Raw genomic sequence first — 23,433 nt, forward strand, 5'->3', positions numbered from 1 at the left:
AGACTTTGCAGAGTCCCGCCATGACTTCAGCGACCGCTGGGTTGAACCTCAGCGACTCGGTGTACGAGCGCTTGCTGCGAGAGCGCATCATTTTCCTCGGTACCCAGGTCGACGACGACATCGCCAACAAGCTGTGCGCACAGATCCTGCTGCTCTCGGCCGAGGACCCGACGCGAGACATCTCGCTCTACATCAACTCGCCCGGTGGATCCGTGACCGCAGGTATGGCGATCTTCGACACGATGCAGTTCGCCGAGTGCGACATCGCCACCTTCGGCATGGGCCTTGCGGCGTCGATGGGTCAGTTCCTGCTCTCGGCAGGCACCAAGGGCAAGCGTTACGCACTGCCGCACGCTCGCATCATGATGCACCAGCCGTCCGCCGGTATCGGTGGTTCCGCCAGTGACATCGCGATCATGGCCGAGCAGTTCAAGCACACCAAGCGCGAGATGGCCGAGCTGATCGCTCAGCACACCGGCCAGACGGTCGAGCAGATCACCGCGGACTCCGACCGTGACCGTTGGTTCACGGCGAAGGAAGCTCTCGAGTACGGCTTCGTCGACCACGTCGTCTCCCGTGCGAATCAGGCCGGCGGCACCGGCAACTGAGCCGGTTCGTCCATCCTTTCGCTGCCCAATTCATACTTTGGAGAACTGATGACCAATCTTTTCGGAGCTAACTCGCTGGGCGGCCAGGCGCCGTCGGGCCCCCAATCGCGTTACATCCTGCCCCAGTTCACGGAGCAGACCAGCTATGGCGTCAAGACGTCCGACCCGTACAACAAGCTGTTCGAGGAGCGCATCATCTTCCTCGGCTCGCAGGTCGACGACGTCTCCGCCAACGACCTCATGGCCCAGTTGCTGGTTCTCGAATCGCAGGATCCGGACCGCGACATCACCATGTACATCAACTCGCCCGGTGGTTCGTTCACCGCGCTGATGGCGATCTACGACACGATGCAGTACGTCCGTGCCGACATCTCCACTGTCTGCCTCGGTCAGGCTGCTTCGGCAGCTGCTGTGCTTCTCGCCGGTGGTACGCCGGGCAAGCGCTTCGCGCTTCCCAACTCGCGCATTCTGATTCACCAGCCGGCCACGGGTGGCATCCAGGGTCAGGTTTCCGATCTGGAGATCCAGGCTGCGGAGATCGAGCGTATGCGTCGGCTCATGGAGAGCACGCTGTCGCTGCACACGGGTAAGGATCCGGAGACCATCCGCGTCGACACCGATCGCGACAAGATCCTCACGGCCGAGCAGGCCAAGGAGTACGGCATCATCGACGACGTGCTGGCTTACCGGAAGCTCAGCGCACAGAAGTAGTCGATTTCCGCCTCGTGTCGAGGATCTGTATCGCGATTCCCGACACGAGGCGGACACGTCGAGAAGTGCCTGGTGGAGCGCTCGCCAGGCTGAAATCTCGACTCTTTTCTTTTTTATCCGCAGGCGAAACGCCGAGAACAGGTCGACCCCGTTCGGGATCTGCGGGTACCGTCACTTCACGGGCTGGTTCTCGACCGGCGTTCTGCGATTGTTCGACCAGATTTGTTCGATCAGTTTGTTGATCAGTTTGTCTGATCTGACAACTACCGATCTGACAACTACCGACGTACTGCGGAGCGTCTCGGCCGATCGAGTGGCGGCGAGTGCACGTACATGATGGAAAGTAGGGACCTCACGAGATGGCACGCATCGGCGACGGCGGGGATCTGCTCAAGTGCTCTTTCTGCGGTAAGAGTCAGAAGCAGGTCAAAAAGCTCATTGCAGGACCCGGGGTGTACATCTGCGACGAGTGCATCGACCTCTGCAACGAGATCATCGAAGAGGAATTGGCCGAGTCGAGCGAGGTAAAACTCGACGAGCTTCCCAAGCCTGCGGAGATCCGAGAATTCCTCGAGAACTACGTCATCGGTCAGGACTCCGCCAAGCGGACGCTGGCCGTCGCCGTCTACAACCACTACAAGCGCATTCAGGCCGGAGACAAGGGCCGTGATGCGCGGGGTGAGACGGTTGAGCTCGCAAAATCCAACATCTTGATGCTCGGCCCCACCGGCTGTGGCAAGACGTACCTCGCTCAGACTCTCGCGAAGATGCTCAACGTCCCGTTCGCCATCGCCGATGCGACGGCGTTGACCGAGGCCGGTTATGTCGGCGAGGACGTGGAGAACATTCTGCTCAAGCTGATTCAGGCTGCCGACTACGACGTCAAGCGCGCCGAGACCGGAATCATCTACATCGACGAGGTCGACAAGATCGCGCGTAAGAGCGAGAACCCGTCGATCACGCGTGACGTGTCCGGCGAAGGTGTTCAGCAGGCGTTGCTGAAGATCCTCGAAGGTACGCAGGCGAGCGTCCCGCCGCAGGGCGGTCGTAAGCATCCGCACCAGGAATTCATTCAGATCGACACGACGAACGTGCTGTTCATCGTTGCGGGCGCGTTCGCAGGTCTCGAGCGGATCGTCTCCGATCGTGTCGGCAAGCGCGGTATCGGATTCGGTGCCGAGGTTCGGTCGAAGGCCGAACTGGATACGGTCGATCGTTTCGCCGAGGTCATGCCGGAGGATTTGATCAAGTTCGGTCTGATTCCGGAGTTCATCGGCCGACTGCCGATGATCGCGTCGGTGACCAACCTCGACAAGGAATCGCTGGTTCAGATCTTGTCGGAGCCCAAGAACGCTCTCGTCAAGCAGTACCGTCGTCTCTTCGACATGGACGGCGTCGAACTCGAGTTCACCGAAGAGGCTCTGGATGCGATCGCCGATCAGGCGATCTTGCGTGGAACCGGTGCTCGTGGCCTGCGCGCCATCATGGAAGAGGTTCTTCTTCCCGTGATGTACGACATCCCCAGCCGTGACGACGTCGAAAAGGTGGTCGTCACCGCGGAGACCGTCAACGACAACGTACTTCCGACCATCGTTCCGCGTAAGCCGGAACGTGGCGAGCGCCGCGACAAGACGGCGTAGAAAACTTCAAAACGACTGTGGCCCGGCATCTCTCGCGAGAGATGTCGGGCCACAGTCGTTCGTACAGGGCGTCTGTGGGGTGTTCGACTAGATCGGGTTGCCGAGTTCCTTGAGGGGAGTGCGGAACGTCTCCTTGGCGGTGAACGCCGAGATCGCGCAGATGACGCAGGCCACCGACGTCAGAATGGCAACGGGCATCCAGTGTGTCTTGTCGCCGCCCATGAGGGCGTTGCCGATGGCGGGCGCAAAGCCTGCGAGGGCGAAGCCGACCTGGGTGCCGATCGCGATGCCGGAGTAGCGGACCTTGGTGTTGAACATCTCGGAGTAGAACGACGGCCAGATGGCGTTCGGTGCAGCGTAGAAGACGGACATCAATCCGATTGCGGCAAGAAAGATCAGGGGAACGTTGCCGCTGGCGATTGCGCCGAAGTACACGTAGATGAACACCGCACTACCGAGGGCGCCACCGATGAACAGCGGCCTGCGACCGATCCGGTCGGAGAGCATCGCCCAGGCGGGCTGACTGAGCAAGGCCACGGCGTTGGCTGCGATGGCCACCCAGAGCATGGTCGACTTCGGAATCCCCACTTCCTCGGTGGTGGCGAAGGCGAGTCCGAAGACGGAGAAGATAGTGGAGACGACGGCGATGAAGGCGCAGCAGATCACGCGAATCAGATTTGCGCTGTGGGTGCGAAGAAGATCGGCGACAGGCAATTTGGCGACGGCCTTCGACTCCTGCTGCTCGGTGAACTCTTCGGGCTCTTCGAGCTTGAGACGCATGATGTATGCCGCCACGAGAACGATCAGGCTGCCCCAGAACGGGATTCGCCAGCCCCACGTGTAGAGGATGTCGTCAGGGAGTGCGGCGATGGGCAGGAAGACGAGGCTGGCGAGGATGAAGCCGGCCTGGGTGCCGTTGAGGGTCCAACTGCAGAAGAATGCGCGTCGACCTTCGGGAGCATGTTCGAGTGTCAGTGAGCTGGCACCGCTCTGTTCACCAGCGGCGGAGATGCCCTGGGCGATTCTCATCAGGACGAGAAGTATCGGTGCAAGAACTCCGATCGAATCGGCGCTGGGAATACATCCGATGAGGAACGTTGCCGCGCCCATCATGATGAGGGTGAGCAGCATGATCTTCTTGCGGCCGACGCGGTCACCGAAATGGCCGAGGACTACAGCGCCGAGGGGCCGCGCGACGTACGCGACACCGAAGGTGGCCAGCGAAAGCAGTGCCGCATGTCCGCTGTCCGGGAAGAACACGGTGGGGAAGATGAGCGCAGCGGCGGAGGCGTAGATGTAGAAGTCGTAGTACTCGAGCATGCTGCCGAGAAACGACGATGTTGCGGCGCGCTTGACCTTGGTCGTATCCGGCCTGGCCAAGGACCGTGCCTCGGGCCCGGATGGTGTAACCGTGCTAGCTGACATGCTCAACTCCTGGGTGGAAGCGTCGTGGAGGCTCTACATCCGCCGATTATGTTTGTCGATGATGTTCGTATCGAGAACGTCTGTGCGGAGAGCGATACAAGGAATGTAACCGACGCCACAGCAACTACACAAGATTATTAACCAAATAGTTCATAAAAATCTACTGGCGGTCACGCCGCGCGTCGAAACCGCAGTTCAGGGAGTTAAGAGGCCGGCTGTGCTGCCGCCGCCACCAACTGCTCCACCTGTTCCTCAGTGATCCCGAGGCCGAAGGTGGCGAGCTTTCCGAGCGGCATCGAACCGGCGAGCGCCATCATTTCGGGGCTGACCGATTGCGCACCTTCGCCCGCTGCGGCAGACATGGCGGCGCCGAGAACGGCACTGCCTACGGGATGGGCGAGCCATTCGCCGATGGTCGACATGGCGTCGAGCGTGCCGACGCCGACGTTTCCGGCCAGAGTGATGGTGTCGGTTCTCGCGATGTCCCGAGACGAGAAGCCGACGCGGATCTCGTAGTCGCCAGGTTCGATCGCCCAGTCCTGCGCCGCGACGGACCAATAGGCAAATGCTCTGGTGTCGAGAGTGATGTTCACAGTCGCAGATTCGTCGGGGTCGAGGTGGACCTTGGCAAAGCCCTTCAGTTCCTGCTCGGGACGGTCGATGCTTTCCGAGGCGTCGTGGACGTAGACCTGCACGACGGTGCTGCCCGATCGGTCGCCGCTGTTGCGCACGGTGACCGTCACTTCGGCGGAGTTCTCACCGGCCTCCACAGACATATCGGTGATGTCGAAGGTGGTGTAACTCAGCCCGAACCCGAACGGGTACGCCACTTCGCGCAGAGCGGAGTCGTAGTAGCGGTATCCCACATACAGTCCTTCGCCGTATCGGACGTGCTGCTGCGATCCGGGGAAGTGTAGATACGACGGATTGTCTTGGAGGCGAAGTGGAATGGTCTCCGTCAGCCGGCCGGACGGATTCGTGATGCCGAACAGCAGATCGGCGATCGCCGATCCACCCGCCTGGCCGAGTAGCCACCCTTCGAGGATTGCGGCGGCGTGGTCCTTCCACGACGCGATCGAAACCACGCCGCCGTTCGCGAGCACGACGACGGTGTTCGGGTTCGCACCGTGGACCGCTTCCAGCAGGGCGATCTGGTCAGCCGGCAGTTCGATGTCGGTTCGATCGAATCCTTCGGATTCGGTGGCGGACGGTAGTCCGAGGAAGAGCAGCGCGACGTCGGCGCGGCGCGCAGCGTCGACGGCCTCGGTGACCATGTCGTCGTCCGGAGTGCCGTCGAAGGTGAAGCCCGGTGCGAAGGTGACCCGGTCGGCGCCTTCGAGGTCGAGGATCGCGTCCAAAGCATTGTCGAGCTTGGTGGGCACCACCTGTGAACTACCCGCCCCCTGGTATCGCGGGCTGCAGGCGAATTCTCCGATCACCGCGACAGTTTGCCCGCCGGGGGTCAGAGGCAGCAGTTCTCCGTCGTTCGCCAGCAAGACAGCCGACTCCGCTGCAGCTGTCCGCGCCAACTCGTGATGGCGCTCGGCGTCGTACGTGTGGCCTTCGGTTCGCGCGGCAGCGGTGCGTTGCACCAGCGTCGAGAGTCGTTCGGCTGCAGTCGTGAGCACTGATTCATCGAGGTCGCCGCCGCGAACGGCGTCGACGATCTGCGTATCGGTTCCGGTCGGCGGCATTTCCAGGTCGAGCCCCGCGACGAGTGCCGCCACGCGATCGTTGACCGCCCCCCAGTCCGAAACGACGAGGCCGTCGAAGCCCCACTGTTCGCGCAGTACCTCGGTGAGCAGCCAGTGGTTCTGGCTCGAATAGACCCCGTTGATCTTGTTGTACGAGCACATGACCGTAGTCGGGGCCGCAGTCTTGACGGCGTATTCGAAGCCGGCCAGATAGATCTCGCGTAGCGTCCGTTCGTCGACGTCGGCACTGACTCTCATCCGGTCGTGCTCTTGGTTGTTGGCAGCGAAGTGCTTGAGCGAGGTTCCGACGCCGCGTGACTGGATGCCGGTGATCAGCGCTGCCGCGACGCGGCCGGAGAGGAACGGATCCTCGGAAACGTATTCGAAGTTCCTGCCGCACAACGGTGATCGTTTGATGTTGATGCCGGGACCGAGGAGAACCGAGACCTGTTCGGCTTTGGCTTCGTCGCCCAGAGCCTCACCCACGCGGCGGATGAGGTCGAGGTTCCACGACGAGCCCAACCCGACTGCCGGTGGAAAACACGTCGCGGGAATGCTGTGGCCGAGTCCGAGTGCGTCGCCGCCCTCGGGTTGTTTCCGAACCCCGTGTGGGCCGTCGGTCAGCAGTATCGACTCGATTCCGGGGACGGACTGGCTGTGCCAGAAATCCGAGCCTGACGTCAACGACGCCTTCTCTTCGAGTGAAAGCCCGTTTACGTAATTCTCGGTCACGTCAATCCTCCCGGTGGCAGCTGTGAGTTCCACTCACCACCGTAGGGGGATTTTTCGGACTTCGGGGTGGGTCAGGACGGCGTCGGTGAGGTCAGAAATGCAACAACCATGTCGCCGAGCATGGTTCGTAGATGCTCGCGATGCGACGAGTCGGTCAGATCGCGGTCGAAGAGCGCTTTGAAGGTGTATCGGTTGGCGATCCGAAAGACGCAGTAACTGCTGATCAGCATGTGAATGTCGAGAGCATCGACGTCGGAGCGAAATACTCCCGCCTGCTGCCCGTCGTGGAGAATCTGCGAGACGAGATCGGCGGCAGGGGCGCCGAGGCCACTGAGCAGCTCGGACTTCTCGATGTGCTCACCGCGGAGCATGTTCTCGTTGGCCACCAGCCGAATGAAGTTCGGGTGCTGTTCGTGGTGGTCGAAGGTGAGTTCTGCCAAGGCGCGGACTGCTGCGGTGGGGTTCAATCCCTCGAGGTCGAGTTCACGTTCCTGCGCACGAATGACGCTGTACGCATGCTCGAGGACGGACTTGTACAGCCCTTCCTTGTCGGTGAAGTAGTAGTAGATCATGCGCTTGGTGGTGTGAGTCTTGGTTGCGATCTCGTCTACCCGGGCGCCGGCGAATCCCTTGTCGGCAAACTCCTCGGTGGCGACGGCGATGATGTTCACCCTGGTCAGATCGCTGTTTCGGCGTCGCTTCTCCGGCTTCGACACCACGGAGTTCACTGACTGCTCGGAAACCATGTGCTCACTCTATCTGTCAGCAGTTTGTCGACTTTGCTTGTCGAGTTCGCGTCGGGGGAGTAACGTCCAGTGAACTAACTCACTAGTTCGTACATTAGTTTCGAGCGTCAACCCCGAGGTGCCCCTGATGACTTCATCTCTACCGGTTCTGGTCCTCAACGGACCCAACTTGAATTTGTTGGGACAGCGCCAACCGGAGTTCTACGGGAGAGGCACCCTGGACGACGTGGTTTCCCGTTGTGAAGCGGCGGCTGAGAAGTTCGGAGCGGTGGTCGAGGCAAAGCAGTCGAACCACGAGGGTCAACTGATCGATTGGATCCACGAGGCCAGGGGAAAAGTCGCGGGCATCGTGATCAATCCCGGTGGGTACTCCCACACCTCGGTTGCGTTGCGTGACGCTCTGGTCACACTCGATGCCCCCGTCGTGGAGGTGCACATCAGCAACATCCACAGCCGCGAGGATTTCCGTCACCACTCGTACGTCTCCGGCATCGCCGACGCTGTCATCTGTGGGTTGGGAATCGACGGCTACAGCGCCGCAGTCGAATTCGTCTGCATCCGAGAAGGGAAGAACTGATGAGTGATTCGATCCTCTGCGGTCTGATCGGCACCGGTATCGAGGCCTCCTTGACCCCGGTCATGCACGAGGAGGAAGGGCGCAGACAGGGCCTGCCGTACGTCTACCGCATCCTCGATCTCGACGTGATGGGAATGGTGCCGTCGGACATCGGTGAACTTCTCACCTATGCACGACGTTTCGGTTTCCGCGGTCTCAATATCACTCACCCGTGCAAGCAGTTGGTGATCGAGTATCTCGACGAACTCTCGCCGGATGCAGACAGGCTCGGGGCGGTGAACACGGTTCTCTTCGACTCCGGCAAGGCGATCGGACACAACACCGATTGGTCGGGCTTCGGCCGGAATTTCGACGACGGGCTTCCCGGAGCACAGCTCGATCGTGTCGTCCAGCTCGGTGCGGGTGGAGCCGGTGCGGCTGTTGCCTATGCGGCACTCACCCGCGGCGTGGGGACGCTGACGTTGGTCGATTCGAGCCTGGCTCGTGCGGAAGAACTCGCGCGGACTTTCTCGCAGCAGTTCCCGGCGCAGATCGTCGAGGCGCGCCACACGAGTGACCTCGCCGAAGTGCTCGGCAATGCAAACGGTTTGATCCACGCGACGCCGATGGGGATGGCGGCCCATCCTGGGATGGCATTCTCGCCGGATCTGCTCCGTCCTGATCTGTGGGTGGCGGAAATCGTCTACCGTCCGCTCGAAACGGAGCTGTTGCGTCAGGCCAGGCTGATCGGGGCGCCGACGCTCAGCGGTGGCGGAATGACCGTCTTCCAGGCCGTCGACGCGTTCCGGATCTTCACGGGCATCGAACCCGACAGTAAGAGGATGCTCGCTCACATGACCGAACTGGTGCACGGCGAACAGACTGCGGCAGCGCTGTGAGTGGCCCGGTCCGGACGTCGATCGCGACTGTATCGCTCAGCGGCACCCTCGAGGAAAAGCTCGACGCCATTGCTGCTGCCGGCTTCGACGGCTTCGAGGTGTTCGAGCCGGATTTTGTCGCTTCTCCCTGGTCGCCCGTGGAATTGCGAACGAGGGCTGCGGATCTGGGGCTGAGCCTGGACCTGTATCAGCCGTTTCGTGACTTCGACACGGTGGACGAGGCCCAATTTGCTCGGAATCTTGTTCGAGTGCAACGCAAATTCGAGCTGATGGATCAACTGGGGTGCGAGACGCTCCTGGTGTGCTCCTCGCCCCTGCCGACAGCAAGTCACGACGACGGTCAGTTGACAGAGCAATTCGGAGCTCTCGCCGAACTGGCGTCCCAGCACGGCAAGAAGGTTGCATACGAGGCGCTCGCGTGGGGTGCCCACGTCAACACGTACGGTCATGCATGGAAGATCGTCGAGGGAGTCGATCACGTAGCGCTCGGAACCTGTTTGGACAGTTTCCACATCCTCTCGCGCGGTGACGATCCTGCCGGAAATCGCGAGATTCCCGGAGAGAAGATCTTCTTCCTCCAGTTGGCGGACGCACCGTTTTTGGCGATGGACATCCTCCAGTGGAGCCGGCATCACCGAAATTTCCCGGGGCAGGGCAGTTTCGATCTGAGCGCGTTCGCTCAGCATGTGTACGCCACCGGTTACGACGGACCGTGGTCGCTCGAGATCTTCAACGACGTATTCCGCCGCGCTGACACCCAGCGGACGGCAATCGACGCTCATCGGTCGCTCCTCCATCTGGAAGAACAGGTCGCTGCCGCGAACCCTGCCGCCGGTGGACCCACGCTGTTCACCGCCCCGGAGCGCACCCCGCTCGAAGGAATCGTGTCTTTGCGAATCGCTGCGGGTCCGGCTAAACAGGACCAGGTCCACTCGATGCTCTCCCGTGTCGGTTTTCATCTGGTCGGACGGCACCACGATCACGACCTGCAGCTGTGGCGGCACGGACCGCTGACCGTTGCCGTCGACGCGACAGCGGGCACGGTGTGGACGGCGCCCGGGCTGCCCGCAGATCTGCCGGTTCTCACTCAGATCGGCATCAGGGCAACCGAACCCGAAGTGTGGGGAGAGCGCGCTCTGGCTCTCGAAGTACCGGCGACGCGAGTGCAGTTGCCCGGTTCGAGTGACGAGAACTTCGCCGTACCGGACGTCGTACGCCTGAAGGTCACCGATGCGACATCGATCGACCTTCGTGGCCCCGGCAGCGCTGCGGCGTGGGAATCGGCCTTCGAGATCTACCCGCTGCCCGCCGAGCGCAATCGTGAACAGGGCGCAGTGTTCACCGGGATCGACCATGTGGCACTGGCAGTTCCGGCCGAGAGCTGGGACGGCATCATGCTGCTCCTGCGGTCCGTGTTCGAGATGCAACCGCACGAGGGGCAGGACGTCACCGATTCGGTCGGCCTCATGCGGAGTCAAGCGCTCACGCTTGTTCAAGACGGTGACGGACATGCCCTGCGTATCTCGCTGAACATGGTGGAGGGCAGTCGAAGCGGGCTGCCGACCGTCCGCCGCGGCGGCGTCAGCCACGTCGCCTTCGCGTGTGAGAACATCTTCGGTGCCGCTGCGTCCATGCAGGAGTGGGGGTTTGCTCCGCTACCCATTTCCCCGAACTACTACGACGATCTGGACGCACGTTTCGGGTTGAACTCCGAACTGCTCGACCGGATGCGCAGCGCCGGAATCCTTTACGACGCGGACGCTCACGGCGAGTTCTTCCACCTGTTCACCCCGACGGTCGGGGGAGACCTGTTCTTCGAGGTCGTGCAGCGAGTGGGTGGGTACGAGGGCTACGGGGAGGTCAACTCCGCTGTGCGACTGTCGGCTCAACTGCGCGCGAGTTCGTGACCTCGACTCGGTGCGGGTGCGAGTAGACGTTCATCGAATCGCCGCGGATGAAACCGACGAGCGTCAACCCCGATTCCTGTGCCAGTTCCACGGCCAGCGACGACGGCGCGGAGACGGCACCGAGTACCGGAATGCCGGCCATGACGGCCTTCTGGACGAGTTCGAACGACGCCCGCCCACTGACGATCAGGATCGTGTCGTAGAGGGGCACTCTGCCGTCGGTGATGGCCCAACCGATCACCTTGTCGACGGCGTTGTGACGGCCGACATCCTCGCGCAGTGCCAGGAGTTCTCCGGTGGCGGTGAACAATCCGGCCGCGTGCAGGCCGCCGGTGCGCTCGAAGATCCGCTGGCTCTCCCGCAGCGTGACCGGCATGGCCGACAGGACGGTGGAGGTGACGGAAGTCGTGTCACCGACCAGTGGATGCCGCGTCGTGGTGCGGACGGCATCGAGTGACGTCTTCCCGCACACTCCGCACGCGGAACTGACGACGGTGTTGCGGTCGGTGGTGTGATCGGGCAACGGCACTCCGGGAGCGAGCGCGATGTCGAGGACGTTGTACGTGTTCGCGCCGGTTTCGTCGACGCCGTCGCAATACCGGACGACGCTCACGTCGTCGCGGGTGCCGATGACTCCTTCACTGAGAAGGAATCCGTGGACGAGGTCGACGTCGTTGCCGGGTGTTCGCATCGTCACTGCCAGCACCTGACCGTCGACTCTCATTTCGAGTGGTTCCTCGACGGCCAGCGTGTCGGGGCGCGTGACGACCCGATCGCCCGAGATTCGAACGACCGGCGTGCGGGCGGTGACTCGTCCCATCTCAGGCGCCCGATGCCTCGAGTCGAACGGTGACGGCCTTCGAGACCGGCGTGTTCGACTTGGCTGCAACGTGTTCGAGGGGAACGAGGGGATTTGTCTCGGGGTAGTACGCTGCCGCGTTGCCGCGCGGGGTGTCGTAGGCGACGATGCGGAATTCGGTGACCCGACGCTCTTCGAGTGTGCCGTCGGGTGTTGTCCACTCGGACACGATGTCGACGAGATCACCGTCGCGGAATCCGAGTGCGGTGATGTCTTCGCCGTTGACGAGGATGACTTTGCGGCCGCCCTTGATGCCGCGGTATCTGTCGTCGAGGCCGTAGATCGTGGTGTTGTACTGGTCGTGGCTTCGCATGGTCTGCAGAATCAGGCGCCCGCTCGGAGTGGGTATCCAGTGCAGGTCGTTCACGCCGAAGTTGGCTTTGCCGGTGTGCGTGCGGAATTCGCGGGAGTCACGTGGCGGGTGCGGGAGTTGGAATCCATCCGGCTGACGGACCCGGGTGTTGTAGTTTTCGCATCCGGGCACCACCCGTGAGATGGAGTCACGGATCAGGTCGTAATTGCCCTCGAAGGCCGACCAGCGGACGGAATGATCGTTGCCGAGTAGTTCGCGGGCGAGTTGGCAGATGATGGCGACTTCGCTACGCAGGTAGGGGCTGACCGGAGTGAGACGTCCGCGGGACAGATGCACCATGGACATCGAATCCTCCACGGAGACAAGCTGCTTTCCGCCGGCCTGGACGTCGAGGTCGGTGCGTCCGAGGGTGGGGAGGATGATCGCGGTCTGCCCGTGGACCACGTGACTGCGATTCAGCTTGGTGGAAACCTGCACGGTGAGTTCGCATTGACGCAACGCTGTTTCGGTGGCTGCGGTGTCCGGGCTTGCCTGGATGAAGTTGCCGCCCATCGCCATGAAGAAGCTTGCCTTGCCCGCGTTCATGGCGCGGATCGCATCGACGGTGTCCCAACCGTGCTTGCGGGGGCTCGAGATCGAGAACTCGGTGTCGAGCGCGGCCAGGAACTCTTCCGGCATCTTCTCCCAGATACCCATCGTGCGGTCACCCTGGACATTGGAGTGCCCTCGCACCGGGCAAACCCCGGCACCGGGTTTGCCCATCATCCCGCGCATGAGCAACAGGTTGACCGCTTCTTCGATGGTGGCGACGCCGTGGGTGTGCTGAGTGATCCCCATGGCCCAGCAGGTGACGGTTCGCTCGGACCGGGCAAGCGCGGCAGCCGTTTCCTCGAGCTGCGCCATCGACAGACCCGTCGCCTCGAGTACCGTGTCGAGATCGACCGCACGGACGTGCTTCTCGTATTCGTCCCAACCGGCGCAGTACCGGTCGACGAAGGCGCGATCGACGACGGTGCCGGGAGCGCGATCCTCCAGCGCGAGCAGCAGCTTTCCCAGGCCTTGGAACAGCGCCATGTCGCCGCCCAGCCGAATCTGGAGGAACTCGTCCGCGATGTCGACTCCGTGCCCGATCACGCCGGACACCTTTTGTGGATCCTTGAACCTGCGCAATCCCGCCTCGGGCAGAGGATTGATGGCGATGATCTTGGCGCCGTTGCCCTTTGCCTTCTCGAGCGTCGAGAGCATTCGAGGGTGGTTGGTACCGGGATTCTGTCCGGCGATGAGGATGAGATCGGCGTTCTCGAGGTCGGGAACCGTCACCGAGCCTTTGCCGATGCCGATGGATTCGGTCAGTGCACTTCCGGACGACTCGTGACACATGTTGGAACAGTCGGGCATGTTGTTGGTGCCGTAGCTGCGAATCATCAACTGGTAGAGAAATGCTGCTTCGTTGGACGTACGACCGGAGGTGTAGAACACGGCTTCGTCCGGTGAGGCGAGGCCGTTCAGATGTTCGGCGATGAGTGCGTACGCGCCGTCCCAGTCGATCGGCTGGTAATGGGTTGCTCCCGGGGTCAGGACCATCGGGTGCGTCAGTCGACCCTGTTGGCCGAGCCAGTAATCGGTCTTGCCTTCGAGGTCGGCGATCGAGTGCTCCGCGAAGAATTCGGGTGTGACCGTGCGAAGCGTTGCTTCCTCGGCAACGGCTTTCGCTCCGTTCTCGCAGAACTCGGCGGGCTTGCGATGCCCGGGAGTCTCCGGCCACGCACACCCCGGGCAGTCGAAGCCGTGACGCTGGTTGAGCCTGGTGAGCGTTCGGGCGGTCCGCAAGGCTCCCATCTGCTCGATTCCTCGTTGCAGTGACACCAGAACGGCCGGTACTCCGGCGGCGTAGTCCTTGGGGTGCGTGACTTCGAGATCGGATTCGTCGATGTCTTTCGAGGGGCCCTGGCGCGTCATGTCTCCATAGTGGCCCGAACGAGCCGGTACTGCCATCGAATGGGCCGGTCGAACTCACCGGAATGCGACATTCATCGGCTAGCCTTACCTACCGAACCAGCGGACTTAAGGGGTAAGAGCATGGATCGAACGGACGCAGGTCGGCTGACCCGGCGCGGATTTCTGATCGGCACGTCGGGAGCGTTGTTGGCATTCGCCGCAGCCTGCTCCAGTTCGAACGACGAGGACACACCCCCCAGCGGTGACTCTGCGGGATCGGTCACCCACAAGTTCGGGTCTACCGAACTGCCCGAGGATCCGCAGCGGATCGTCAGTGTCGGATACAACGATCAGGATGCGATCCTGGCGCTCGGTGGGACCTTGGTCGGAACCTTCGACTGGTACGGCGATTACCCCTACGGTGTGTGGCCCTGGGCGCAGCCGCTGCTGAACGGGGCGACTCCCGAGATCATCGGAACCGCGGGCACCACCATCCAGATGGAGAAGGTCGCTGCCACGACACCCGACCTCATCGTCGGCACCTACTCCGGACTGACCCAGGCGCAGTACGACAAACTCAGTGCCATTGCGCCGACGGTGGCGCAGCCGAAGGAGTTCGCGGATTACGGAATCCCCTGGCAGGACCAGACGACCATCCTGGGCGAGGCCTTGGGCCAACAGGGCAAGGCCACCGAGTTGATCGCCGGTGTCGATCAGAAGTTCGCCGACGTGAAGACCGCCAACCCGGCGTTTGCCGGCAAGACTGTTCTGGTCGGCGCGTTGAAGGGGCCGGGGCAGTTCGGGGTCTACGGACCGGAAGACCCCAAGGTGCGGTTCTTCACCGAACTCGGATTCGTGAATCCGCCTGTCACCGATCAGATCACAGGTAACTTCGCCGAGATCAGCACCGAGCAACTCTCGCTCGCGGACGTCGACGTACTCGTCTGGTATGCCGGTGGTGGCTACGGCGACAAGCTCCGCGCGGAATTGGACAAGACCCCGATCTACCAGGAACTCGACGTCGTGAAGGACGGCCGCGCGATCATTCTGGAAGACGCTGCTGCCGAGGCCATGACGTGGAGCACCGTACTGAGCTTGCCGTATGCACTCGAACAGATTCCGCCGCGGATTGCGAGCTTGCTCGTCTGATCGGTTCACCGACCGGGAATTCGGACGGTCGGCGGTACCCTCACCTCATGGGTGTACACGTGCGGCCGGCTGTCCGATCCGATATTCCGGCACTGTCGGCAGTGTTGGCCGAGGCGTTCGAGGATGATCCCTTGATGGCCTGGATGTTGCCGGACGAGGACTCCAGGGCTGAGCGCCTGTCGAAACTGTTTGCCGCAGAAGCTCGTTACCACCACTTTGCCGGTGGCGGTGTCGAGGTGGCCACCGATGACAACGGCGTGATCGGCGGGGCAACTCTGTGGGATCCGCCGGGGCGATGGAAGCAGTCGTGGATTTCCGGGCTCGTGAGCCTGCCGGCCATGGTGCGTGTCTTCGGCAGGGGGCTTCGACATGCGGCCGAGGTCAGCTCCGTTCTCGAAGGAGCACACCCGAATTCGCCGCACTGGTATCTCGCGACGGTCGGGACCGGCAGCGCGGCGCGCGGTGGGGGATACGGCAAAGCACTACTGAACTCCCGGTTGGAGCGTTGTGACCGTGAACATGTCGACGCTTACCTCGAGAGCAGCAAGGAATCGAACATCCCGTACTACAACCGCTTCGGTTTCGAAGTGACCCGCGACATCGTGATGCCAGGCGGCGGGCCGACGATCTACGCAATGATGCGTCAACCGCGGGGCGCGTGATACCAACTAGTGGTGACCCAGATTCCCGAGCTCCACGCAGGTACACCGTTCGACGAACTCGACGACTACATCGCTCTGGCCAGGTTGTCCGGCCTGGTGTTGTCACCTGACGGCTCGCTGCTGATCTGCGCGCGCGCCGTTCTCGACGACAAGCGCGCCGAATACGTGTCCTCGTTGTGGGAGATCGACCCGGAAGGTCGGCGTCCTGCGCGTCGGTTGACCTGGGGTTCGACCAGCGAGTCCGGTGCCGCCTTCGCGTTCGACGGCGACGTACTCTTCACTGCCACGCGAGCCGTGCCGGGCGAGAATGATCCGCAACCAGCACTCTGGCGCCTACCCGCGGCGGGCGGAGAAGCTCAGCTGTTGATCTCGCGTCCCGGTGGTGTCTCGTCGGTATCAGCGGCCAAGGCGGCGCCGACGTTCGTGGCACAGACGTCGGTCATGGCCTCGGCGATCAGCCTCGACCAGGACGATCAGGTGCGATCCGCGCGCAAGGACAAGAAGGTCACGGCGATGCTGCACACGGGGTATCCGGTGCGGCACTGGGACCACGACCTGGGCCCCGATCATCCGCATCTGGTTGTCGCCGAGACGGATTCGAAGGACTCCGTCGAATTGCGGGACATCACACCGACGGCAGGCGCGGCGCTGCGGGAGACGTCGACCACGATTTCCGACGACGGTCTCTTCGTCGTGACCACGTGGGCTGTCGGTGCGGCTAGTGCCGCCCGCCGATCGACGTTGGTTCGGATCGACACGGTGACCGGTGACCGAACCACCCTTGTCGACGAGGCCGACGCGGACGTCTACAACCCGGTGCTCTCGCCGGACGGAACCAAGCTCGCGTTCATCCGGGAGACCCTCACCACGCCGGAGTCTGCGCCGCGAATGACTCTGCAGCTCTACGACTTCGGATCCGGTGCTGTGACCGGCGTCGCCGACGGCTGGGATCGATGGCCTACCTCACTTGCCTGGCTACCCGACGGATCCGGGCTGGTGGTCACCGCTGACGACGGCGGCCGCGGTCCGATCTTCACCATCGACCTGTGGGGTCAACCAGTGCGCCTGACAGCCGACGACGCGGCGTACACCGACGTTCGAGTGGCGCCGGACGGTGAGTCGATCTACGCGTTGCGGGCTTCGTACGAAGCGCCCCCTCACGTGGTGCGGGTGGATCTGCGATCCGGTGAGATCACCGCACTTCGTGGACCCGACGCATTGCCGGAGCGGCCGGGAACACTGACCGAGATCACCGCTCGCACCGAGGACGGTTCGACGGTCCGTAGCTGGTTGGCGCTGCCGACCGGCGCCGCACCGCACGCACCGGTGCCATTGCTCCTCTGGGTCCACGGTGGCCCACTCGGTTCGTGGAACACCTGGTCCTGGCGGTGGAATCCGTGGCTGCTCGTCGCCAAGGGCTATGCAGTACTGCTGCCCGATCCCGCACTCTCGACCGGCTACGGGCAGGATTTCGTTCAGCGCGGGTGGGGTCAGTGGGGCAAGGCGCCCTTCACCGATCTGATGGCGATCACCGATGCTGCCGTCGCGCAGCCCGAGATCGACCCCAAGCGGACAGGCGCGATGGGTGGGTCGTTCGGCGGTTACATGGCCAACTGGATTGCCGGACATACCAACCGTTTCGACGCGATCGTCACCCACGCAAGCCTCTGGGCGCTCGATCAATTCGGCCCGACGACGGACGCGGCCTGGTACTGGCAACGGGAGATGTCGCCGGAGATGGCCGTCGAGAATTCGCCGCATCTGTACGTCGCAGACATCACGACTCCGATGCTGGTCATCCATGGCGACAAGGACTACCGGGTGCCGATCGGTGAGGGCTTGCGACTCTGGTACGAACTGCTTGCAGAGTCAGGTCTGCCCGCCGACGACGACGGGAAAACGGACCATCGCTTCCTGTACTTCCCCGACGAGAATCATTGGGTGCTCAAGCCGCAGCACACCAAGATCTGGTACGAGGTGGTCACCGCGTTCCTCTCCGAGCACGTTCTCGGCGAAGATGTCGCGGTGCCGGAGATTCTGGGTTGACCGCGCGTGCCTCGTTCGGCTGAAACAACCGAACGAGGCACGATCTTCCTCGCGGATCCGGACTGGAATCAGGCGCCGGGGCAGCGAACGGTGTACGCCCACTCGGTGTGGTCGGGGCCCGTGACGCGAACCAGCACGGACGATGCACCGCCGGGGGGGGGGCACGTTGACGACCGCCGAACCGGTTCCCTCGTTGATGTCGTCGCCGATGTATCCGGTGCTGTGGATCAACCGTCCTTCGTAGTACACCTCGATCAGGTCCGGGATGTCCTCGGTTTCGTAGCCGAGTACGAACGACGTCGGTCCGCCGCGGCCGAGCTCGTGCTTGGTGCTGGTGATTCCTGCGCCGCCGGAGACCGTCGAGGCGTCACATCGCTGCGTCGGAGCAAACGATCCGCCGCCGCCGCTGCCGCTGGCCAGCCCACTGAGAATGTCCCTGACATTGCCACTGGCCAGGCCGTTGACGATGTCCGTCGCGCTGGTCGAGCCTGCGGCCAGGCCGCCGATGACGTCGTTGAAATTCCCGGTGGCGATTCCGCCGACGATGTCGCCCACGCTGCCGCTGGCGATGCCGTTTGCGATGTCGTTCCCGATGTCCCCGACACTCCCGTTGATCGTGGCGCTGCCACTGTCGATGCTTCCTTGCACACTTTCTTCGATGCCGGGTGCAGCGGACGCAGTCGCCGGAAGCACGAGGGCAACCGCCGCTCCGATCGTCGCGGCCGCCGCCAAGGTTCGAACGCCGGGACGGCGAGAACTCCAGTTGTTCAACATATTTGCTCCACAGGTCGTTGGTCGGTCGTCCTTCAGAGCGATCCTGTCAGCGGAGCGGATCGGTGAATATCGTTTGTTCGGCTGACCCCGGACCAAGGGGACTGTCGTTCGTGCCCACCGCAGCCCTCGACGGGCGAATTCGTTCGCAGCGGGGGAGTCATTAGGATCAAGTGGTGACCAGTGCAGCTCCAGAGAACCCCCAGACCCCCGCCGACGCCCTACCCAAGAGCTGGGACCCCAGCGCGGTAGAGGCCGATCTGTATCAGGGCTGGGTAGACGCCGGGTACTTCCAGGCCGACGCGACCAGCGACAAGCCCGGCTACTCCATCGTGCTGCCGCCCCCGAACGTCACCGGCAGCCTGCACATGGGCCACGCCCTCGATCACACCCTCATGGACGTCCTCAGTCGCCGCAAGCGGATGCAGGGCTACGAGGTGCTGTGGCTGCCGGGCATGGACCACGCCGGTATCGCCACGCAGTCCGTCGTCGAGAAGCAACTCGCTGCCGAGGGCAAGACCAAGGAAGATTTCGGCCGCGAGCTGTTCATCGACAAGGTCTGGGACTGGAAGCGCGAATCCGGCGGAACCATCGGTGGCCAGATGCGGCGCATCGGTGACGGCGTCGACTGGAGTCGTGATCGTTTCACGATGGACGAGGGCCTCTCGCGCGCCGTCCAGACCGTCTTCAAGCGCATGTTCGACGAGGGCTTGATCTACCGCGCCGAGCGTCTCGTGAACTGGTCGCCGGTGCTGCAGACCGCGATCTCCGACATCGAGGTGAAGTTCGAGGATGTCGAAGGTGAGCTGGTCTCCCTGCGCTACGGCTCGCTCGACGACAACGAGCCGCACGTCATCGTCGCGACCACTCGCGTCGAGACGATGCTCGGTGATACCGCAGTGGCGGTCCACCCCGAAGACGAGCGCTACAAGCACCTCGTCGGCACCACCCTCGATCATCCGTTCACCGGACGTCAGATCCCGATCATCGCGGACGACTACGTCGACCCCGAGTTCGGAACCGGCGCTGTGAAGATCACGCCGGCTCACGACCCCAACGACTTCGAGATGGGCCTGCGGCACAACTTGCCGATGCCCACCATCATGGACAAGACCGGCAAGATCGCCGACACCGGAACCGAATTCGACGGTATGGACCGCTTCGAGGCTCGCGTCAAGGTTCGCGAAGCCCTCGCCGAGCAGGGACGCGTCGTCGCCGAGAAGCGCCCGTACCTGCACAGCGTCGGGCACTCCGAGCGCAGTGGCGAGGCCATCGAGCCTCGTCTCTCGTTGCAGTGGTGGGTCAAGGTCGAGACGCTCGCCAAGGCTGCGGGTGACGCGGTTCGCAACGGGGACACCGTCATTCACCCGGCGAGCCAGGAGCCACGCTGGTTCGACTGGGTCGACAACATGCACGACTGGTGCATTTCCCGTCAGCTCTGGTGGGGTCACCGCATTCCGGTCTGGTACGGCCCCGAGGGTGAAGTTGCGTGCTTCGGTCCCGACGAAACGGCACCGGAAGGCTGGGTCCAGGATCCCGACGTCCTCGACACCTGGTTCTCCTCGGGACTGTGGCCCTTCTCGACGATGGGTTGGCCCGACAAGACGCCCGAACTCGAAAAGTTCTATCCCACCAGCGTTCTCGTCACCGGCTACGACATCCTGTTCTTCTGGGTCGCCCGCATGATGATGTTCGGCACGTACGTGTCCGAGGACGAGTCGATCACCGCCGGTCCGGGTAAGTCGGGCGCGCAGATGCCGTTCAAGGACGTGTTCCTGCACGGACTGGTTCGCGATCAGTACGGCAAGAAGATGTCGAAGTCTCGTGGCAACGGTATCGACCCACTCGACTGGGTCGATCGTTTCGGCGCCGACGCCCTGCGATTCACACTCGCACGCGGCGCCAACCCGGGCAGTGACCTGTCCGTCGGTGAGGATTCGGCGCAGTCCTCGCGCAACTTCGCGACCAAGTTGTTCAACGCGACCAAGTTCGCTCTGATGAACGGCGCTGCTCCCGCGCCGCTGCCCGCTCGAAGCGAACTGACCGACGCCGATCGTTGGATCCTCGACCGTCTCGACACGGTCCAGGCCGAGGCGGACGCCGCATTCGATCGCTACGAGTTCAGCAAGGCGTGCGAAGGCCTGTTCCACTTCGCGTGGGACGAGGTCTGTGACTGGTACCTCGAACTCGCCAAGGTGCAGTTCGCCGGCGACGAGGCCGTCGCCGCGAACACCCGCGCCGTGCTCGGCAACGTTCTCGATGCATTGCTCCGCCTCCTGCACCCGGTCATTCCGTTCGTGACCGAAACCCTGTGGAAGGTGCTCACCGGCGGCGAGTCCGTCGTCGTCGCCGACTGGCCCACGTTGTCCGGCGTCGCAGTCGACGCCCAGGCCGCCACCAGGATCGAAGACACGCAGAAGCTGATCACCGAGGTGCGACGTTTCCGAAACGATCAGGGACTCAAGCCTTCCCAGAAGGTCCCGGCGCGTGCGTCCGGGCTCTCGGAGGCAGGCATGGACGGCCAGTTCGCCTACGTGGCGGCGCTTGCCAAGCTGACCGAACCCGAAGAAGGATTCACCGCGTCGATCTCCGTCGAGGTGCGTCTGAGCCAGGGAACCGTCACTGTCGACATCGACACCTCGGGCACCATCGACCTCGGCGCCGAGAAGAAGCGGCTCGAAAAGGACCTCGCGGCAGCGCAGAAGGAACTCGTCACCGCTGACAACAAGCTGGCGAACGAGGCCTTCCTGGCGAAGGCGCCCGACGCCGTCGTCGACAAGATCAAGACACGTCGCCAGATCGCCGTCGAAGAGATCGAGCGCATCACAGGACGTCTGAAGGAGTTGGCCGACAAGTGAGTTCGTACGAGCCGTCCCAATTCGACGCTCAGAGTTCGGTTCCGACTCCGGTCGACATCGCCGAACTGGCGCTGGTGGAAGCAGAACTCGACAAGCGTTGGCCCGAGACCAAGATCGAGCCGTCACTGACTCGTATCGAGGCGCTCATGGATGTCCTGGGCTCGCCCCAGCACAACTATCCGTCGGTGCACGTCACGGGAACCAACGGCAAGACGTCGGTGACGCGCATGATCGACTCGTTGATGACGGCTCTGCATCGTCGTACCGGCCGAACCACCAGCCCACACCTGCAGATCGCGACCGAGCGGATCAGCATCGACGGTCATCCGATCTCACCGCGGCTCTACGTGGACACGTTCCGCGAGATCGAGCCGTACGTGCAGATGATCGACGCACAGTCCGAGGAAGCCGGGGGACCGGCGATGAGCAAGTTCGAAGTGCTCACCGCCATGGCCTATGCGGCGTTCGCGGAGGCTCCGGTCGACGTCGCCGTCGTGGAGGTCGGACTCGGCGGACGATGGGATGCCACCAACGTGATCGACGGACAGGTCGCGGTGATCACGCCGATCAGTCTCGATCACGCCGAGTACCTGGGAACCGATCTTGCCGGGATCGCGGAGGAGAAGGCCGGGATCATCAAGAAGGGCCGCGAGGACCTGGTTCCGGTGGACACCGTCGCGATCATCGCCGAGCAGACTCCCGAGGTCATGGAGGTATTGCTGCGGCGAGCCGTCGAGGTCGAGGCCGCAGTCGCTCGCGAAGGCTCCGAGTTCAAGGTGCTCGCTCGCCAGATCGCGGTAGGCGGACAGCAGCTCGAACTTCAGGGCCTGAGCGGTGTGTACACCGACATCTTCCTGCCGCTTCACGGCGAGCATCAGGCGCGCAACGCGGCGCTTGCGCTCGCTGCTGTCGAGGCGTTCTTCGGTGCCGGTCCGGATCGACAACTCGATCAGGACGCAATCCGCAACGGGTTCGCCTCGATCGTCAATCCTGGTCGCCTCGAACGTGTTCGGAGTGCGCCGACCGTATTTCTCGACGCCGCCCACAACCCTGACGGTGCACGCGCACTCGCGGCCGCACTGGCCGCGGAGTTCGATTTCCGCAAGCTCGTGGGAGTGGTCAGCGTCATGGCGGACAAAGACGTCGACGCCATCTTGACCGCATTCGAATCCGTCTTCGACGAGATCGTCGTCACCCACAACGGGTCACCCCGGGCGATGGACGTCGAGGAGTTGGCGAACATTGCCGTCGCGAAGTTCGGCGACGAGCGCGTCGTCGTGGCGCCGGTGCTTGCCGACGCCTTGGAAGTCGCGATCGAAATCGCCGAGCAGGTGGCCGAACCCGGCGAAGCCGTATCAGGGGCAGGTGTCGTGGTGACGGGATCCGTCGTGACCGCAGGCGCTGCCCGCACGCTGTTCGGAAAGGACCCCGCGTGAGTACCCCGTCAGATGCCAATCCCGAGTCCGGCGACCACGAGTCCGGAGACCACGAGTCCGGAGACCACGAGTTCGGAGACACTGCCGGCGAGTTCGGGCCTCCGACCAAGGACCCGTGGAAAAGTTTCCGCGGAGTAATGGCCGGAACCCTGATCCTCGAGGCGATCGTCGTGCTGCTGGCTTTGCCGGTCGTCGCGGTCGTCGGTGGTGGTCTCACCGCGGCCTCCGCGGGATTCATCATCGGGTTGGCGGTGCTGATGATTCTGGGTGCGGGCATCCAGGGCAAGCCGTGGGCGATGGGGTTCAACGTCGCACTGCAGGTGATTCTTCTGTTCGGTTTCTTCGTCCACCCGTCGATCGCCGGTGTCGCGATCACCTTCGGGATCGTCTGGGGATACCTCGTCTACCTGCAGAGAGACATCAAGCGCCGAATGGACAAGGGCCTGCTTCCCGGTCAGCGGGACTGACCATTTAGGCTGTCCG

Annotated in this window: 17 protein-coding genes; 12 read left to right on the top strand and 5 right to left on the bottom strand. The window is 63.0% G+C overall.

The genetic code is table 11. The annotated features are described in order from the left end of the window. Positions 1-20: 20 nt before the first annotated feature. From I7X09_RS19020 to clpX, 3 genes are all read left to right on the top strand, one after another. Positions 21-608 carry an ATP-dependent Clp protease proteolytic subunit gene (locus I7X09_RS19020; RefSeq protein WP_007730960.1) on the top strand — a complete coding sequence of 196 codons (588 nt, stop codon included), beginning with the start codon at positions 21-23 and terminating at the stop codon, positions 606-608. Positions 609-656: 48 nt separating this feature from the next. Then, entirely contained in the window at positions 657-1,319 is a 663-nt protein-coding gene (locus tag I7X09_RS19025; protein WP_003944539.1) for an ATP-dependent Clp protease proteolytic subunit, read from the top strand. Positions 1,320-1,678: 359 nt separating this feature from the next. Continuing rightward, entirely contained in the window at positions 1,679-2,959 is a 1,281-nt protein-coding gene (gene clpX, locus I7X09_RS19030) for an ATP-dependent Clp protease ATP-binding subunit ClpX (RefSeq protein WP_003944582.1), read from the top strand. Positions 2,960-3,046: 87 nt separating this feature from the next. On the opposite strand, the gene I7X09_RS19035 is transcribed toward clpX, so the two are convergent. From I7X09_RS19035 to I7X09_RS19045, 3 genes are all read right to left on the bottom strand, one after another. Further along, positions 3,047-4,384 (bottom strand): MFS transporter, encoded by a 1,338-nt coding sequence (locus I7X09_RS19035; RefSeq protein ID WP_200313283.1) that lies wholly within the window; start codon positions 4,382-4,384, stop codon positions 3,047-3,049. Between the two features lie 203 nt (positions 4,385-4,587). After that, complete coding sequence (locus I7X09_RS19040; protein WP_200313284.1) at positions 4,588-6,810, bottom strand: glycoside hydrolase family 3 C-terminal domain-containing protein; 2,223 nt, start codon at positions 6,808-6,810, stop codon at positions 4,588-4,590. Between the two features lie 71 nt (positions 6,811-6,881). Beyond that, on the bottom strand, positions 6,882-7,556 hold the full coding sequence (locus I7X09_RS19045; protein WP_166811411.1) for a TetR family transcriptional regulator: 675 nt from the start codon (positions 7,554-7,556) through the stop codon (positions 6,882-6,884). A 127-nt stretch (positions 7,557-7,683) separates the two neighbouring features. Between I7X09_RS19045 and aroQ the strand changes: the two genes are divergently transcribed. The 3 genes from aroQ to I7X09_RS19060 are packed head-to-tail and all read left to right on the top strand — an operon-like array spanning position 7,684 to position 10,918. Beyond that, positions 7,684-8,133 carry a type II 3-dehydroquinate dehydratase gene (gene aroQ / locus I7X09_RS19050; protein ID WP_200313285.1) on the top strand — a complete coding sequence of 150 codons (450 nt, stop codon included), beginning with the start codon at positions 7,684-7,686 and terminating at the stop codon, positions 8,131-8,133. Continuing rightward, a complete protein-coding gene (locus I7X09_RS19055) occupies positions 8,133-9,011 on the top strand; it encodes a shikimate dehydrogenase (protein WP_200313286.1) in 879 nt (292 codons plus the stop codon). The genes aroQ and I7X09_RS19055 overlap by 1 nt, the downstream gene beginning before the upstream one ends. Beyond that, positions 9,008-10,918 carry a sugar phosphate isomerase/epimerase and 4-hydroxyphenylpyruvate domain-containing protein gene (locus I7X09_RS19060; RefSeq protein ID WP_200313287.1) on the top strand — a complete coding sequence of 637 codons (1,911 nt, stop codon included), beginning with the start codon at positions 9,008-9,010 and terminating at the stop codon, positions 10,916-10,918. Before I7X09_RS19055 ends, I7X09_RS19060 begins: the two co-directional genes overlap by 4 nt. On the opposite strand, the gene fdhD is transcribed toward I7X09_RS19060, so the two are convergent. Both fdhD and I7X09_RS19070 read right to left on the bottom strand, forming a co-directional pair. Then, positions 10,872-11,738 carry a formate dehydrogenase accessory sulfurtransferase FdhD gene (gene fdhD / locus I7X09_RS19065; protein WP_095969722.1) on the bottom strand — a complete coding sequence of 289 codons (867 nt, stop codon included), beginning with the start codon at positions 11,736-11,738 and terminating at the stop codon, positions 10,872-10,874. The genes I7X09_RS19060 and fdhD overlap by 47 nt on opposite strands. Position 11,739: 1 nt before the next feature. Then, the gene (locus I7X09_RS19070) at positions 11,740-14,049 is read right to left on the bottom strand and encodes an FdhF/YdeP family oxidoreductase (protein ID WP_200313288.1); all 2,310 of its coding nucleotides are present in this window, start codon (positions 14,047-14,049) and stop codon (positions 11,740-11,742) included. A 120-nt stretch (positions 14,050-14,169) separates the two neighbouring features. Between I7X09_RS19070 and I7X09_RS19075 the strand changes: the two genes are divergently transcribed. The 6 genes from I7X09_RS19075 to I7X09_RS19105 all read left to right on the top strand — a co-directional run bounded on the left by I7X09_RS19075 (position 14,170) and on the right by I7X09_RS19105 (position 23,417). Further along, positions 14,170-15,177: an iron-siderophore ABC transporter substrate-binding protein gene (locus I7X09_RS19075; RefSeq protein WP_095969724.1), complete on the top strand. Its 1,008-nt coding sequence runs from the start codon at positions 14,170-14,172 to the stop codon at positions 15,175-15,177. 47 nt (positions 15,178-15,224) lie between these two features. After that, a complete protein-coding gene (locus tag I7X09_RS19080; RefSeq protein ID WP_095969725.1) occupies positions 15,225-15,839 on the top strand; it encodes a GNAT family N-acetyltransferase in 615 nt (204 codons plus the stop codon). A 12-nt stretch (positions 15,840-15,851) separates the two neighbouring features. Next, positions 15,852-17,885: a S9 family peptidase gene (locus tag I7X09_RS19085; RefSeq protein ID WP_200313289.1), complete on the top strand. Its 2,034-nt coding sequence runs from the start codon at positions 15,852-15,854 to the stop codon at positions 17,883-17,885. Between the two features lie 947 nt (positions 17,886-18,832). Beyond that, a complete protein-coding gene (locus tag I7X09_RS19095) occupies positions 18,833-21,514 on the top strand; it encodes a valine--tRNA ligase (RefSeq protein WP_166811424.1) in 2,682 nt (893 codons plus the stop codon). After that, the gene (gene folC / locus I7X09_RS19100; protein WP_003944455.1) at positions 21,511-22,950 is read left to right on the top strand and encodes a bifunctional tetrahydrofolate synthase/dihydrofolate synthase; all 1,440 of its coding nucleotides are present in this window, start codon (positions 21,511-21,513) and stop codon (positions 22,948-22,950) included. The genes I7X09_RS19095 and folC overlap by 4 nt, the downstream gene beginning before the upstream one ends. Beyond that, on the top strand, positions 22,947-23,417 hold the full coding sequence (locus tag I7X09_RS19105; protein ID WP_200313290.1) for a DUF4233 domain-containing protein: 471 nt from the start codon (positions 22,947-22,949) through the stop codon (positions 23,415-23,417). Before folC ends, I7X09_RS19105 begins: the two co-directional genes overlap by 4 nt. The last annotated feature ends 16 nt before the right edge of the window (positions 23,418-23,433 follow it).

It is taken from the genome of Rhodococcus sp. P-2, from assembly GCF_016598535.1.
Lineage (GTDB): Bacteria > Actinomycetota > Actinomycetes > Mycobacteriales > Mycobacteriaceae > Rhodococcus_F > Rhodococcus_F baikonurensis.